Origin of the sequence: Rathayibacter tanaceti, assembly GCF_001634385.1 — a bacterium.
In the GTDB taxonomy this organism is placed as follows: domain Bacteria; phylum Actinomycetota; class Actinomycetes; order Actinomycetales; family Microbacteriaceae; genus Rathayibacter; species Rathayibacter tanaceti.
The window spans coordinates 1-14,849 of sequence record NZ_LIIN01000077.1 but is presented as its reverse complement, the minus strand read 5'-3'; the positions used below and the strand labels follow the sequence as shown (position 1 = coordinate 14,849).

Sequence of the window (14,849 nt, the reverse complement as noted above, 5' to 3'; positions counted from 1 at the left end):
GCGCGGTGGACGCGTGCTGTGCGGCCGACGAGGCGCCGTCCGAAGGGGGTCGGCGCGCCCGCCCGGCGTCTGCGGAGCGCGAGCGGCACGACCACGTCGGCCCTTCCGGCTCGGACCACGATCAGCACGCCGACGACCACGACGGTGACTCCGCGGAGGAGTTCGTCCCGTGGTGGCAGGACCGGAGCGTCCTCATCCCGCTCGCTGCGGGCGTCCTGCTGCTTGTCGGCTACCTCCTGGAGTGGACGGGGCTGGACATCGCCGGGACCATCGTGCTCGGCGCGAGCCTGGTCGCCGGCGCATCGACGTTCGTGCCCGGCGCCGTGCGGCGACTGCTGCGCGGCACTCTCGGTGTCGGCCTGCTGATGACGATCGCCGCGGTCGGCGCCGTCCTCCTCGGCCACATCGGCGAGGCGGCGGCCCTGGCATTCCTCTTCTCGATCGCGGAGGCGCTCGAGGACCGCGCGATGGACAAGGCCCGCGGGAGCCTGCGCGCCCTCCTGGACCTGCTTCCGGCCACCGCGATCGTGTCCCGCCTGCACGGTGACGTCACGATCCCTGCGCGTGAGCTGCGCGAGCTCGATGTCCTCGTCGTGCGCCCCGGCGACCGGATCGCGACGGACGGTGTGGTCGTCTCCGGACGCAGCAGCATCGACACCTCCGCGATCACGGGCGAGTCGATCCCGGTCGAGGTCGATCCGGGCGATGTCGTCGCGGCCGGCTCGATCAACGGCGGCGGCGCCCTCCAGGTTGAAGCGACTGCAGCGGGGACCGACAACTCCCTGACGACGATCGTGCACCTGGTCGAGCAGGCCCACGCCCGCAAGGGCGATCGTGCGCGGCTCGCTGACCGCATCGCGAAGCCCCTCGTGCCCGCCGTGCTCCTGCTCGCCGCGGGCATCGCCCTGTTCGGCGTCCTGATCGGCGACGCCGGGACGTGGACCGAGCGAGCCCTCGTCGTGCTCGTCGCTGCATCCCCGTGCGCCCTGGCGATCGCGGTACCCGTGACGGTCATCTCCGCGATCGGTGCAGGCAGCCGCTTCGGGCTGATCATCACGTCCGGAGAGGCGTTCGAGCGCCTGGGCACGGTGCAGGTGGTCGCGTTCGACAAGACCGGCACGCTCACCGCGGGCCGCCCGAGCGTCACCGACGTCGCCACTGCGGCCGGTGCGTCCCGCGAGGACGTGCTCGCGGTCGCCGCCGCGCTCGAAGCGCACAGCACGCACCCGCTCGCCGCAGCGATCCTCGCCGCCACCTCGACGCCTGCTCCGGTGGTGGACGTGACGGAGCATCCCGGCGACGGGATCACCGGTGTTCTCGCTGGCGTCCCGGTGCGGGTCGGCAGCCCCCGCTGGGTGCCCGCCGGCGCCCTGTCCGTGCAGCTGGAAGCGATGGAGGGCGCCGGAATGACGGCCGTCGTCGTCGAGCGAGGAGGCACCGTGCTCGGTGTGATCGGGATACTTGACCAGCTCAAGCCTGAAGCGGCCGAGACGATCGCGGAGCTCGAGCGCCACCGCATCGGCACTCTCCTGCTCACCGGCGACAACACCCGCACCGCGCACGCGATTGCGAGCGAGGCGGGGATCTCCGATGTGCGCGCGGAGCAGAAACCAGCGGACAAGGCGGCGTCGATCGAGCAGATCCGCAGGCACCGCCGCGTCGCGATGATCGGAGACGGCATCAACGACGCCCCCGCGCTCGCGAGTGCGGACGTCGGGATCGCCCTGGGTGCGACCGGATCCGCGGCCGCCATCGAGTCCGCGGACGTCGCGTTCACCGGCACCGACCTGCGCCTGATTCCCGCCGCTCTCCTGCATGCGCGCCGGGGCCGCCGGATCATGACTGCCAACCTGCTGCTCGCGCTCGGCGTGATCGTCGTCCTCTTCCCCCTCGCCCTCACGGGAGTGCTGGGCCTGGCGGGAGTGGTGCTCGTGCACGAGCTCGCCGAGGTGGTCATCATCGCCAACGGCGTCCGCGCCGCCCGCCGCGCGACCGCGCCGCGCGCACCAGTGCCGATGGCGACGCCGGCGCGCCCGGTTCCGACGACAGCCGACCTTCCGGGTCGAGCCCGGTGATCACCACCAGGCGCCCTTGGTACGCTACGTCGACACCCGCCGCTCCGCCGCGCGCTCCGCGCACGACCAGGAAGACGCCCTCGTGACGAACCCGCACCCGGACGCCCCGCGCGCCGGTGCGCAGCGAACCCTCGCTCTCGTCCTCCTCGTCGTCGTCACGGCTCTCGCCCTTCTCCTCGGCCACCCGCTGGAGCGCCTGCACGACGCTCTTCCCGCCACGTCCGTCTCCGCGTCCACGGGCACGGCCGCAGACGCGCCGGTGGCGTCGGCGAGCGTCCCGGGCGTCGAGGATTCCGCGACGCTCGGCGGACTCGCGGAACTGTGCGCGATGCTCGCCGCTGTCTGCCTGGTCGTCGTCGCCGCCGTCGCTCTCGCCGCCCGAGCGCGGCCCGGGCAGGGGGCCATCGCCAGCACGGCACCCCCGGCGAAGGCGCTGCACGCTGTCCCACCCGCGGCGCGGGTGCGGCCGAGTCATGCCGCGAGCTGCGTCCCCCTCCGGCTGTAGGCCGATTACGCCGATCTGACGACCCTGTCGGCCGGCGCGCCTTCGCGCGCCCGCGACCGGTGTCAGGTCCCGCCGTCGACCGACCTTCCGCAGACCCTGGACACGCCATGCCCCACTCCTCTCCTTTCCGCTCACCCGTTCCCGGCAGCCGCAGAGCCGCGCGCGTTCTCGAGCGCCAGCACGCCACCCCTCTGCGACGCTCCTTCCGGCGGCCGCCTCGAACGCCACCCGCTCGTCGCGTGCTGCCGGCGGCCGCTGCCTTCTCCGCACTCGCGCTCGCCGCGGTCTCGGCCCTCCCCGGCGTCCTGCTTCCGCCCTCCAGCGAGGCCGCCGCGCCGACTCCGGGGGTCGCCACCACTGTCGGTGCTCAAGCCTTCGTCGCCTCCGACCTGCCGGACAGCATCGTCATCCGCGACAACTTCTCCGCCGCTGCAGCGCCCGCTCGCATCGTCGAGATCACCGCTCAGAACAGCGCCGCGGCCGCCGAGGACGAGACGGCCACCGATGACGACACGGGCGCCGCCTCCGAGACCGGCTCCACCGGAGCCGAGATCGGCAGCAGCGCCGTCCGCTGGCCCTTCCCGGTCGGCGTCCGCGTCTCGGACGACTACGGCCCGCGCACGGCACCCTGCGACGGATGCTCCACCTTCCACAAAGGCCTCGACATGACACCCGGCGCCGGGACCCCGATCAGCTCGGTCGCGGACGGCATCGTCCGGGAGACCGGGGAGACCGACACGGGCTTCGGCAACTACGCCGTCATCGACCATGTCGTCGGCGGCGAACTGGTGAGCACCCTCTACGCCCACATGCAGTGGGGGTCCCTCGCCGTCTCCGAAGGACAACCGGTGAAGGCCGGCCAGCGCCTGGGCGCGGTCGGGTCCACGGGGCAGAGCACCGGTCCTCATCTGCACCTCGAGGTGTGGGAGAACGGCACCGATCCGATCGATCCCTACGCCTGGCTCACCCGTCATGCCGCCTGAAGCAGACCTGCGCCACCGACGAGGAGCAGGCGCGGCCGTCCCCGCGTTCGTTCGATCAGGTGTGGTCGGAGGGCGTCGTGGGCTCTGATCACCCGCACGGCTCCGCCGTCTCCGCAGCCGGGAAGCACCGCCGGCCGCTCGTCGTCGCGTTCTGCCTCACGGCGGCGTACATGGTGGTCGAGTTCGTCGTCGGGTTCTCCCTCGATTCGCTGGCCCTCATCTCCGATGCCGCGCACATGGGCACGGACGTTCTCGGGCTGGGCATGGCTTTGGCCGCTATCACGCTCGCGTCCCGCGCGGCGACTTCGCAGCGCACCTACGGCTTCTACCGCCTGGAGGTGCTCGCGGCGCTGGCGAACGGGATCCTGCTCTTCGCTGTCGCCGGGTACGTGATCGTCGAGGCGGTGCAGCGGTTCTCCGACCCGCCCACCGAGACCACCACCCTCGTCTAGGCACTCATGACCTCCGGCACCCCTCGCTCCGCTCCGAGCGTCCGCCGGTGCGGGACCCGTCCGCGATGCCCCGGCCCCTCCGCCCGGTGAAGCGGACGAACATCCCGCCGCGGACTCCTCCCGGCCCTGACCCGACCCCACCTCCCGTCGTGCCGGCCCCGGCCCTGACAGAAAGCACCACTGTGACAACCAGCACCAAGGTCAACCTGATCGCGATCGCCGCGGCTCTCCTCGTCGTCGCGGTCGTCGCCGCGATCGCTGTGTTCCGGCCGTTCTCCCCCTCCCGAGAAGAGCTCGCCGCCGCGCCCCCCGTCATGGCGCAGAACACTCACGTGCTCGATGAGGCGGAGGACGGGAAGGTGACCCTCGTGGAGTTCCTCGACTTCGAGTGCGAGGTCTGCGGGGCCGTCTACCCGACGATCGAGCAGCTGCGCGAGGAGTACGCGGGCCGCGTCACCTTCGCAACCCGGTACTTCCCCATCCCCTCCCACCGGAATTCGGAGAACGCAGCGGTCGCCGTCGAGGCGGCTGCTCGGCAGAACCGGTTCGAGGAGATGTACGACCGGATGTTCCAGACGCAGGCGAGCTGGGGGGAGAGCCAGGACTCGAAGGCCGAGGTGTTCCGTGGCTTCGCCCAGGAGATGGGCCTGGACATGGAGCAGTACGACGCGGACGTCGCCGACCCGTCCACTCTCGAGCGGGTGCGATTCGACTTTGACGCGGGCGTGGATCTGGGCGTCCAGGGCACCCCGACCATCTTCGTCAACGGCGAAGCGATCCAGCTCGAGCGGATCGAGGACATCCAGGCCGCGCTCGACGCCGCGCTCGCCGCGTGAGCGGTCGGGATTCCCGATCGTCCCCGCGGAGCCGAACACGACTCTGGCTCACCAGCAGCAGGCCCGCCCGCCCCCTCGCGGCCCTCCCGGTACCCTGGAGCGCATGACCGAGAGCCAGCACGTCCGCGCCCGCGAGGCGGCCTCCGGCCGCGACCTGACGTACCCGCCGCTGCCCGAGGCCCTCGTGGTACCCGTCTACGACAACCACACCCACCTCGAGATCGCCGACGGTCTCGACCCCCTCGACTACCGCGAGCAGCTCGACCGAGCGTCCACGGTCGCGTCCGCGGTGTCGTCCAGGTCGGCACCGACGTCGAGACCAGCCGCTGGTCGGCCGAGCGTGCGGCCTCCGAGCCGCGGATGCTCGCGGCCGTCGCGATCCACCCGAACGAGGCCCCCGAGTTGGAGGCGCGCGACGCGCTCGACGCCGCGCTCGCCGTCATCGCCGAGCTCGCCGAGCAGCCTCGGGTGCGGGCGATCGGCGAGACCGGGCTCGACTTCTTCCGCACCGGCGAGAGCGGCCGGGCCGCTCAGTTCCGCTCCTTCGAGGAGCACATCCGCATCGCCAAGGAGCACGACCTCGCGCTCCAGATCCACGACCGCGACGCGCACCGCGAGGTCATCGACACCCTCCGCCGGGTGGGTGCCCCCGACCGCACCGTCTTCCACTGCTTCTCCGGCGATGCCGAGATGGCCCGGATGTGCGCCGACGAGGGCTGGTACCTCTCCTTCGCGGGCACAGTCAGCTTCACCAATGCCGCGCCGCTGCGAGAGGCGCTCGCAGCCACTCCGCGCCACCTCATCCTCGTCGAGACCGACGCCCCCTACCTCGCGCCGACGCCGTTCCGCGGGCGGCCCAACGCGCCCTACCTCCTCCCGCACACCCTGCGCTCGATGGCCGCGACCCTCGAGACCGACGTCGGTCACCTGGCGGCGACGATCGCCTCCAACACGGAGGCGGTGTACGGAGAGTGGGGCGGTCAGGTCGGCGCCGAGCCGACGGAGCCCGTCGGGCCGCTCGCATGAGCGGCCGTCACGCCGCCGAGCCGAGCGCCGGGAGCGTCCCGCGCCTGCTCGGCCCCGCGGAGATCCGCGATCTCGCCTCGCTGCTCGAGGTCACTCCCACCAAGAAGCTCGGGCAGAACTTCGTGCACGACGCGAACACGGTGCGCCGCATCGTCAAGCTCGCCGGCGTGCGGCCGGGCGAGACCGTGGTCGAGGTCGGCCCTGGGCTCGGCTCCCTCACGCTGGGGCTCCTGGAGGCGGGGGCACGGGTCGTCGCGGTCGAGATCGACCGGCGCCTGGCCGAGCAGCTGCCGCTGACCGTCGAGCTGATGGCGCCGGGTGCCGACCTCGCGGTTGTGCAGGCCGACGCGATGAAGATCCTCGACGTGCCGGGGGACCCCGTGCGACTGGTCGCGAACCTTCCGTACAACATCTCGGTGCCCGTGCTGCTGCACTTCCTCGAGCACTTCGCCAGCATCCGGTCCGGAGTCGTCATGGTGCAGTCCGAGGTCGGCCACCGCCTCGCGGCCGGCCCCGGCTCGAAGGTGTACGGCGGGCCGAGCGTGAAGGCCGCCTGGTTCGGCTCGTGGTCGACCGGCGGCACGGTCTCGCGTCAGATCTTCTGGCCCGTGCCCCATGTCGACAGCGTGCTCGTCTCGTTCGAGCGCCACGAGGAGCCCGGCGACGAGACCCTGCGCCGCGCGGTCTTCGCGGTCGTCGACGCAGCTTTCGCTCAGCGGAGGAAGATGCTCCGCCAGTCGCTCGCCGCCCTCTTCGGAGACAGTGCTGCCGCCATCGCGGCGCTCGAATCGGCGGGGGTGGCGCAGACCGCTCGCGGAGAGGAACTCGACGTCGCCGCGTTCGTCCGCCTGGGCCGGACACTCGATCCCGAGCGGGTCCCGGTGCGCGGTGCCGCGGTGCCGGAGGGGTCGCTGGCGGCGTCCGACGGGCGCCTGGCGGGGACCGACGGAGGGTTCGACGACGCCGAGGCGGGGGCGCTCTCGGACGCGGACAGGCGCGCCTCCACCACCCTGTAGCGTGGATGCATGGCCCACCGCGAGACCTCCACCCGGGTCCACGCGCGGGCCCCCGGCAAGATCAACGTGTTCCTCAAGGTCGGCGCCGTGCGCGATGACGGGTACCACGAACTGGCCACCGCCTTCCAGTCGCTCTCGCTCTACGAGGACGTCTTCGCGAGCGAGGCCTCGGACTTCTCCGTCTCGTTCTCGGGCTCGATCGACACGAGCGCCCTCGCGGTCGACGGCTCCAACCTCGCGATCAAGGCGGCCCGCGCTCTCGCCCGTGCCACCGGCTACCGCGGCGGCGTACGCCTCGAGATCGAGAAGAACGTGCCGATCGCCGGCGGGATGGGCGGCGGCTCGGCCGACGCGGCCGCGACTCTCCTGGCCTGTGACGCGCTCTGGGGAACAGCCTGCACGCGCGAGCAGCTGCTCGGTATCGCCGCGAGTCTCGGTGCCGACGTGCCCTTCTCGTTCACCGGAGGCACCGCCGTCGGAGTCGGCCGGGGTGACGAGCTGAGCCCCGCGCTGGCGAAAGGCCGCTTCGAGTGGGTCATCGTGCTCTCGGAGGAGGGGCTGTCGACCCCGGAGGTGTACAGCGAGCTCGATCGGCACCGCGAGCGGCACCTGCACGATTTCCGCCCGATCGCTGCGACTCCCACGATCGACCCGAACGTGCTGCAGGCGCTGCGGGCCGGAGACGCGGCCATGCTCGCCGACGCGATGCACAACGACCTCCAGGCGCCGGCTCTGCACCTCCAGCCGGGGCTCGCGCGGATCCTCGAGCTCGGGGAGGGCCGCGGCGCCCTGGGCGGGCTGGTGTCGGGCTCCGGCCCGACCGTGGCGTTCCTCGCCGCCGATGCCGACGCTGCGCTCGATCTGCAGCTCGAGCTGAGCTCCGCGCGTCTGCGTGCGGTGCGCGTGGCGGGCCCGGTGCACGGGGCGCGACTGCTGTCGACGTAGTCCGCGCCGCGCGGAGGGGCCAGCACCTGTGCTGCCTCCGCGCGGATCTCGTGAACACCGGACGTGGGCCCCCGCTGATGGGCGCAGTCCTGGCGCCTCCCGCAGAGAAGATCCGACGCCGTGGCTTAGAGTGCCGCTCATGCCCCCCAGAAGAGCCACCCTCCTCGCGATCCTCTCGGGGATCGTGGCCGCCGCCGTATCCCTGGCGGCCGCCGAGGTCGTGGCGGTCTTCACGGGGGCAGCGGGGAGCCCTCTGTTCGCCGTCGGCGGTTTCGTCATCGACATCGTGCCTCCCGGCGTGAAGGACACGGTCATCGCCCTATTCGGCACCGCCGACAAGCTTGTGCTCCTCGTCTCGATCGGCTTCGCGCTCGTCCTGCTCGCCGTCGGCGCCGGACTGCTCGAGTTCCGCCGGCCGCCGTTCGGAGTCCTCCTGCTCGCCGTCGCCGCCGGGCTCGGCTCGCTGGCCGCCGTCAGCCGGGAGGGCGCCTCCGGGATCGATGCGGCCCCGAGCGTCGTCGGAATGGTCGCCGGTGCCGCGGTGCTGCGCTCCGCCTCGGTCCGCCTCCGCGGCTGGCAGGGGGAGCAGGAGAGCGCCGCGACCGATCGCCGCTCGTTCCTGAGGCTGATCGGAGTCTCGGGAGTCGTCGCCGTCGCCGTCGGCATCGGCGCACGCGTCGTCACCTCCGCCTCCGCCGCCGTGACAGCTGTGCGCGAGGCCGTGACCCTGCCGACCCCCGCGGCGAGCGCGCCCGCCGTTCCCGCCTCCGCCGTCCTCGACGGGATCGAGGGCATCAGCCCGTACATCACCCCCAACTCCGACTTCTACCGGATCGACACCGCCCTCTCGGTGCCCTCCGTCGAGCCGTCCGACTGGACGCTGCGCATCACCGGCATGGTCGAGGAGGAGATCGAGATCACCTGGGACGAGCTCCTCGCCCTCCCGCTGGAGGAGCACCTCGTCACCCTCTCGTGCGTCTCGAACGAGGTCGGCGGTGACCTCATCGGCACCGCGCGCTGGCTCGGCCATCCGATCCGCGAGCTGCTCGCCCGGGCCCGGCCGACGGCCGGCGCCGACATGGTGCTCTCGCGCAGCATCGACGGCTTCACCGCGTCCACTCCGCTCGACGTGCTCCAGGACGAGGCCCGCGCGAGCCTCCTCGCCGTGGGGATGAACGGCGAGCCGCTCCCCGTCGAGCACGGCTTCCCGGTGCGGATGGTCGTGCCGGGGCTCTACGGCTACGTGTCGGCGACCAAGTGGGTCGTCGAGCTGAAGGTCACGACGTTCGCCGAGGACCTCGCCTACTGGTCGACACGGGGCTGGACCGCTCGCGGCCCGATCAAGATCGAGTCGCGGATCGATGTCCCGCGGCAGGGGCAGCCGGTCGAGGCGGGCACGGTCGCCGTCGCCGGAGTCGCCTGGGCGCCGCACACCGGCATCGCCAAGGTCGAGGTGCAGATCGACGATGGCGCCTGGAAGGAGGCGCGCCTCGCCGAGGCGGTCACCGCCGACACCTGGATCCAGTGGGTGCACGAGTGGGAGGCTGCACCCGGCGACCATGTCGTCACGGTCCGCGCCACCGACGCGGACGGCACGGTGCAGACCATCGTCGAGCGCCCGCCCGCGCCGGACGGCGCGACCGGCCTGCACCGGCGGTCGGTCTCGGTCTCGCCGGCGCCCTCGAAGCGGTAGGCGGTCGGGTGCCAGCGCCTAGGCTGGACCCCTATGGCACATCTGCTGGGCGCCGAGGCGCTGCGACTCGAGTACCCCACGTGCGTGATCTTCGACGAGGTCTCCCTCGGCATCGAGGAAGGCGACCGCATCGGGATCGTCGGCCGCAACGGCGACGGCAAGTCCACCCTCCTTCGTCTGCTCGCGCAGCGCATCGAGCCCGACTCCGGCCGGGTCACCCATCGCCGAGGGGTGACACTCGGGATGCTCGACCAGGCGGACACGGTCGACGAGGAGCTCACCGTCGCCCAGGCCGTCGTCGGCGGTCTGGAGGAGCACGAGTGGGCGGGTGACGCGCGCACCCGCGACGTCATCGCCGGTCTGCTCCGCGACGTCCCGTGGGACGGAGTCGTCGGCTCGCTCTCGGGCGGGCAGCGCCGTCGCGTTGCGCTCGCGAAACTGCTCGTGGGCGACTGGGACGTCGTCTTCCTCGACGAGCCCACCAACCACCTCGACGTCGAGGGCATCGCCTGGCTCGCCGAGCATCTCCAGCGCCGCTGGGCGACCTCCTCGGGCGGTCTCGCGGTCGTGACGCACGACCGGTGGTTCCTCGACGAGATCTGCACCGCGACGTGGGAGGTGCACGACCGCATCGTCGAGCCCTTCGAGGGCGGCTACGCGGCCTACATCCTCCAGCGGGTCGAACGCGACCGGATGGCGTCCACGATGGAGGCCAAGCGCCAGAACCTGATGAAGAAGGAGCTCGCGTGGCTCCGCCGCGGCGCTCCGGCCCGCACCGCGAAGCCCAAGTTCCGCATCGACGCGGCCAATCAGCTGATCGAGGACGAGCCTCCCGTGCGCGACTCGGTCTCGCTCTCGCAGCTCGCCGTCTCGCGCCTGGGCAAGGACGTCGTCGACCTGCTCGACGTGACCGTCCGTTACGGCGAGCGGACCGTCCTCAACCGCGTCGAGTGGCGGATCGCGCCCGGTGAGCGCACCGGGATCCTCGGCGTCAACGGCGCGGGGAAGTCGACCCTCCTGGGTCTCGTCGCCGGCAGCGTGCAGCCGACGAGCGGTCGGGTGAAGCGCGGCACCACCGTGCGCGTGGCGATCCTCGACCAGCAGTTGCGCGAGCTGACGGAGGTGCAGCACCAGCCGGTCCGCGAGATCATCGCCCAGCAGCGCACCAGCTACGCCATCGGCGGCAAGGAGATGACTCCCGGGCAGCTCCTCGAGCGGCTCGGGTTCTCGAGCGCCCAGCTGTCGACGCCGGTGAAGGACCTCTCGGGCGGGCAGCGCCGGCGGCTCCAGCTGCTGCTGATCCTGCTCAGCGAGCCGAACGTGCTGATCCTCGATGAGCCGACCAACGACCTCGACACCGACATGCTCGCCGCGATCGAGGACCTGCTCGACTCCTGGCCCGGCACCCTGCTCGTCGTCTCGCACGACCGCTACCTGCTCGAGCGGGTCACCGACCAGCAGTACGCCGTGATGGAGGGCGCCTTCCGGCACCTGCCCGGCGGAGTCGAGCAGTACCTCGATCTGCGACGCGCGCTCGAGAAGGGGACGTCGGCCGCGTCCGCAGGCTCCTCCTCGTCGCCCGCCCCGTCCGGGCTGGCGGGGGCCGAGCGCCGCACCGCCGAGAAGGAGGTGTCGGCGATCGACCGGCGCCTGCACAAGCTGACCCAGCTCACGAAGACCGTGCACGAGAAGATGGCGACGCACGACCAGGACGACTACGACGGCATCCTGGCGCTGAACGCCACGCTCCGCGCGTACGAGGACGAGACCGCCGAGCTCGAGCTGCGCTGGCTGGAGCTCTCGGAGCAGCTCGAGGGCTGACGCTCGGGTGTCCTGCTGCTCGATTCGGCGGAGGTCGCGGTCCCCGCGGCCGACCACCGCGACGCCCTCTCTCGAGGTAGGCGCGGACCGCGCGCTCAACCGAAGTCGAGAGAGAGCTTGCGGAGCAGCTGCGCGAGCCGCTCCTGCTGCGCGTGCGTGAGCGCTCCGAGCAGCTCCTGCTCCGCGTCGACGAGCCGAGTGATCGCGGCGTCGACCCGCGCGAGCCCCGACGGCGTCATCTGCACCAGCACACCGCGGCCGTCGTTGGGGTCGTCGAGCCGCTCGACCAGCTCGCGCTCGACCAGGCGGTCGATCCGGTTGGTCATCGTGCCGCTGGTGACCATGGTCGCCTGGAGCAGCTGCTTCGGGCTCATCCGGTAGGGAGCCCCCGCGCGCCGCAGGGCCGAGAGCACGTCGAACTCCCACGTCTCGAGCTCGGACCGGCCGAAGGCGCTGCCGCGCGCACGCTCCAGCTGCTTGGCCAGTCTGCGCATCCGCGAGAAGACCTGCAACGGCGTGAAGTCGAGGTCGGGGCGCTCGCGCACCCAGGCGTCGACGATCCCGTCGACCTCGTCATTCGCACTCACCCCTCCATTGTGGCGGCTGGTCACCTCGCGAGACGCCGGGAGCCGTCCTGCTTCCGGCGCGGCGACGCGCGGCCACCACCGGTCGACGTCGACTCGCGAGTCGCGCCCGTGGCGTCGCGGCTGGGGGGAAGGGTCGGCGGATGGCAGGATGGACGGCGCGCGAGAGCGCGGTCCGCCATGGTGTAACGGCAGCACGGCAGCCTTTGGAGCTGTCCGGTCCAGGTTCGAATCCTGGTGGCGGAGCGGCACCGCACCGGTGCGCTCACGGAGGAGAACGCGAAGAACATGGCAGACAGCACGCTCGCCGTCGTGATCCTGGCGGCAGGCCAGGGCACCCGCATGAAGTCCCGCACCCCGAAGGTCCTGCACCGCCTCGCCGGCCGTCCGCTCCTCGGGCACGTTCTCGACACGGCCGCCTCGCTCGACGCCGAGCACGTCGTGACGGTCGTGCGCCACGAGCGCGAGCGGGTCGCGGAGGCGGTGCTCGAGCACACGCCCGGCGCGCTGGTCGTCGACCAGGACGAGACGCCCGGCACCGGTCGCGCGGTCGAGCAGGGTCTCGCCGCTCTGCCGGAGTCCTTCGCCGGCACGGTCGTGGTGCTCAGCGCCGACGTGCCGCTGCTCGACTCGCCGACCCTCCGCCGCCTGGTCGACGAGCACCTCGTCGCGGCGAACGCGCTGACCATGCTCTCCTGCGTGCTCGAGGACCCGACCGGCTTCGGCCGCATCGTCCGCGGCGGCGACGGTGCCTTCGCCTCGATCGTCGAGCAGAAGGACGCGAGCGCCGACGAGCTGGCCCTCACCGAGATCAATGCCGGCGTCTACGCCTTCGACGCCGCCGCGCTCCGCTCGGTGATCGGCGCGATCGGCACCGAGAACGCTCAGCGCGAGAAGTACCTCACCGATGCCGCCGCTGCGCTCAAGGCCGCCGGCCGCGCGATCGAGGCGGTCCCCGTGCAGGACCGCTGGCTCGTCGCCGGCATCAACGACCGCGCCCAGCTCGCCGACGCGGCGCTCGAGCTCAACGCGCGGATCGTGCGCCGCTGGCAGCTCGAGGGCGTCACCATCCAGGATCCGGCGACGACCTGGATCGACGTGGACGCGGTGCTCGCCCCGGACGCGAGATCCTCCCCGGCACGCAGATCAAGGGCCCGACCGTCATCGCCACCGGCGCGGTGATCGGACCGGACACCACCCTGGACTCCTGCGAGGTCGGCGAGGACGCCGTGGTGAAGCGCTCGGACGCGACGCTCGCCGTGATCGGCGCGAAGGCTCAGGTGGGGCCGTTCTCGTTCCTGCGCCCCGGCACCGTGCTCGGCGCTCGCGGCAAGATCGGCGCCTACGTCGAGACCAAGAACGCCACCATCGGTGACGGCTCGAAGGTGCCGCACCTCTCCTACGTCGGCGATGCGACGATCGGCGAGGAGTCGAACATCGGCGCCGGCTCGATCTTCGCCAACTACGACGGAGTGACGAAGGCGTCCTCCGTCGTCGGCTCGCACGTGCGGGCCGGGTCGCACACCGTCTTCGTCGCCCCCGTTAGAATCGGTGACGGAGCGTACACGGGCGCCGGCACGGTCGTCCGCAAGGACATCCCCGCCGGAGCCCTCGGGATCACCGTCGCTCCGCAGCGCAACATGGCCGGGTGGGTCGAGGCCCACCGCCCGGGCACCGCGTCGGCCACCGCCGCCGAGGCAGCCCAGGCGTCGGAGCCCGCGGGCACCGAGCCGGTCACAGGAGGAAGCGGAGCACAGTGACGGCCATCACCGCCAGCAACAAGAAGAGCCTGGTCCTCGTCTCGGGCAGGGCGCATCCGGCACTGGCGGAGCAGGTCGCGGCCGAACTCGGCACCGAACTCGTGAACACCGAGGGCCGGACCTTCGCCAACGGCGAGCTGTACGTCCGCTACGGCGACAGCGTCCGCGGAGGCGACGTGTTCGTCCTCCAGTCGCACACGTCGCCGATCAACGAGTGGCTGATGGAGCAGCTGATCATGGTCGACGCCCTCAAGCGGGCGTCCGCCAAGCGGATCACCGTGGTCGCCCCCTTCTACCCGTACGCCCGCCAGGACAAGAAGGGCCGTGGTCGCGAGCCGATCTCGGCCCGCCTCGTGGCCGACCTGTTCAAGGCCGCCGGCGCCGATCGCATCATGTCCGTCGACCTGCACGCCGCTCAGATCCAGGGCTTCTTCGACGGCCCCGTCGACCACCTCTTCGCGATGCCCGTGCTGCTCGAGCACTTCCGCGAGAAGCTCGATCCGGCGACGCTCACCGTCGTCTCGCCCGACATGGGCCGCGTCCGCGTCGCCGACATCTGGAGCGACAAGCTCGGCGTCCCGCTCGCCATCATCCACAAGCGCCGCGACCCCAAGGTCGCCAATCAGGTCTCGGTGCACGAGATCGTCGGAGAGGTGCAGGGTCGCGTCTGCCTGCTCGTCGACGACCTGATCGACACCGGCCGCACCATCGCCAAGGCCGCGGAGGCTCTGAAGAAGGCCGGAGCCATCGGCGTCGTCGTCGCGGCGACCCACGCGGTGTTCTCGGACCCGGCCGTCGAGCTGCTGAGCTCGGAGTTCATCGACTCCGTGGTGGTCACCGACACCCTGCCGCTGCCGGACGACAAGAAGTGGGACCGCCTGACGGTGCTGCCGATCGCTCCGCTGCTGGCGCGGGCCATCCACGAGTCTTCGACGACGGCTCCGTCACCTCGATGTTCGACGGGGACGCGTAGCGGAGGTTCGGGGCAGGGCTTCCGGCCCCCGCAGGCGGCAGCGCCCTAGGGTGAGGCCGTGCCCCTGCGAACGGATGCGACCCTCCCGCTCGCCGCGCTGTTCCTGGTCTGGGCGCCGGCCGCCGGGGCGGCGGGCTGGTGGCTCCTGCTCGGAGTCGCGCTGGCCGCGGCGACCGCGGC

9 protein-coding genes, 1 tRNA gene and 4 pseudogenes are annotated in these 14,849 nt (G+C 72.1%); 13 read left to right on the top strand and 1 reads right to left on the bottom strand.

The annotated features are described in order from the left end of the window. Positions 1-5: 5 nt before the first annotated feature. The 10 genes and pseudogenes from ACH61_RS10215 (at position 6) to ACH61_RS10170 (ending at position 11,352) form a co-directional block, all read left to right on the top strand. A complete protein-coding gene (locus tag ACH61_RS10215; protein WP_082845188.1) occupies positions 6-2,075 on the top strand; it encodes a heavy metal translocating P-type ATPase in 2,070 nt (689 codons plus the stop codon). Positions 2,076-2,091: 16 nt separating this feature from the next. Continuing rightward, the gene (locus ACH61_RS10210; RefSeq protein ID WP_068211801.1) at positions 2,092-2,580 is read left to right on the top strand and encodes a hypothetical protein; all 489 of its coding nucleotides are present in this window, start codon (positions 2,092-2,094) and stop codon (positions 2,578-2,580) included. A 239-nt stretch (positions 2,581-2,819) separates the two neighbouring features. Then, positions 2,820-3,563, top strand: a complete 744-nt coding sequence (locus ACH61_RS10205) for a M23 family metallopeptidase (protein ID WP_082845187.1) — start codon at positions 2,820-2,822, stop codon at positions 3,561-3,563. A gap of 77 nt (positions 3,564-3,640) precedes the next feature. Then, positions 3,641-4,015, top strand: coding sequence for a cation diffusion facilitator family transporter (locus ACH61_RS10200; RefSeq protein WP_082845191.1), 375 nt, complete (start codon positions 3,641-3,643; stop codon positions 4,013-4,015). Positions 4,016-4,197: 182 nt separating this feature from the next. Next, positions 4,198-4,851: a DsbA family protein gene (locus ACH61_RS10195; protein WP_068211800.1), complete on the top strand. Its 654-nt coding sequence runs from the start codon at positions 4,198-4,200 to the stop codon at positions 4,849-4,851. A gap of 103 nt (positions 4,852-4,954) precedes the next feature. Continuing rightward, positions 4,955-5,877, top strand: a pseudogene (locus ACH61_RS10190) (TatD family hydrolase). Beyond that, positions 5,874-6,728: pseudogene (rsmA, locus tag ACH61_RS10185) on the top strand (16S rRNA (adenine(1518)-N(6)/adenine(1519)-N(6))-dimethyltransferase RsmA); the annotation flags it as partial. The pseudogenes ACH61_RS10190 and rsmA, both read left to right, overlap by 4 nt. 174 nt (positions 6,729-6,902) lie before the next feature. Further along, entirely contained in the window at positions 6,903-7,838 is a 936-nt protein-coding gene (locus ACH61_RS10180; RefSeq protein ID WP_068211798.1) for a 4-(cytidine 5'-diphospho)-2-C-methyl-D-erythritol kinase, read from the top strand. Between the two features lie 139 nt (positions 7,839-7,977). Next, positions 7,978-9,531: a molybdopterin-dependent oxidoreductase gene (locus ACH61_RS10175; RefSeq protein WP_068211803.1), complete on the top strand. Its 1,554-nt coding sequence runs from the start codon at positions 7,978-7,980 to the stop codon at positions 9,529-9,531. Between the two features lie 33 nt (positions 9,532-9,564). Then, positions 9,565-11,352, top strand: a complete 1,788-nt coding sequence (locus ACH61_RS10170) for an ABC-F family ATP-binding cassette domain-containing protein (RefSeq protein WP_068211796.1) — start codon at positions 9,565-9,567, stop codon at positions 11,350-11,352. A 95-nt stretch (positions 11,353-11,447) separates the two neighbouring features. On the opposite strand, the gene ACH61_RS10165 is transcribed toward ACH61_RS10170, so the two are convergent. Further along, on the bottom strand, positions 11,448-11,939 hold the full coding sequence (locus ACH61_RS10165) for a MarR family winged helix-turn-helix transcriptional regulator (RefSeq protein ID WP_068211795.1): 492 nt from the start codon (positions 11,937-11,939) through the stop codon (positions 11,448-11,450). 171 nt (positions 11,940-12,110) lie between these two features. Here ACH61_RS10165 and ACH61_RS10160 point away from each other — a divergent pair. The 3 genes and pseudogenes from ACH61_RS10160 (at position 12,111) to ACH61_RS10150 (ending at position 14,669) form a co-directional block, all read left to right on the top strand. Continuing rightward, a tRNA-Gln gene (locus tag ACH61_RS10160) sits at positions 12,111-12,182 on the top strand. A 42-nt stretch (positions 12,183-12,224) separates the two neighbouring features. Further along, positions 12,225-13,696: pseudogene (glmU, locus tag ACH61_RS10155) on the top strand (bifunctional UDP-N-acetylglucosamine diphosphorylase/glucosamine-1-phosphate N-acetyltransferase GlmU). Beyond that, positions 13,693-14,669 (top strand): annotated as a pseudogene (locus ACH61_RS10150) (ribose-phosphate diphosphokinase). Before glmU ends, ACH61_RS10150 begins: the two co-directional pseudogenes overlap by 4 nt. Positions 14,670-14,849 lie beyond the last annotated feature (180 nt).

Excerpts from the sequence above, each read along its gene's own strand:
- ACH61_RS10175 (WP_068211803.1), top strand. The coding sequence starts at position 7,978 with ATGCCCCCCAGAAGAGCCACCCTCCTCGCGATCCTCTCGGGGATCGTG.
- ACH61_RS10170 (WP_068211796.1), top strand. The coding sequence starts at position 9,565 with ATGGCACATCTGCTGGGCGCCGAGGCGCTGCGACTCGAGTACCCCACG.
- ACH61_RS10180 (WP_068211798.1), top strand. The coding sequence starts at position 6,903 with ATGGCCCACCGCGAGACCTCCACCCGGGTCCACGCGCGGGCCCCCGGC.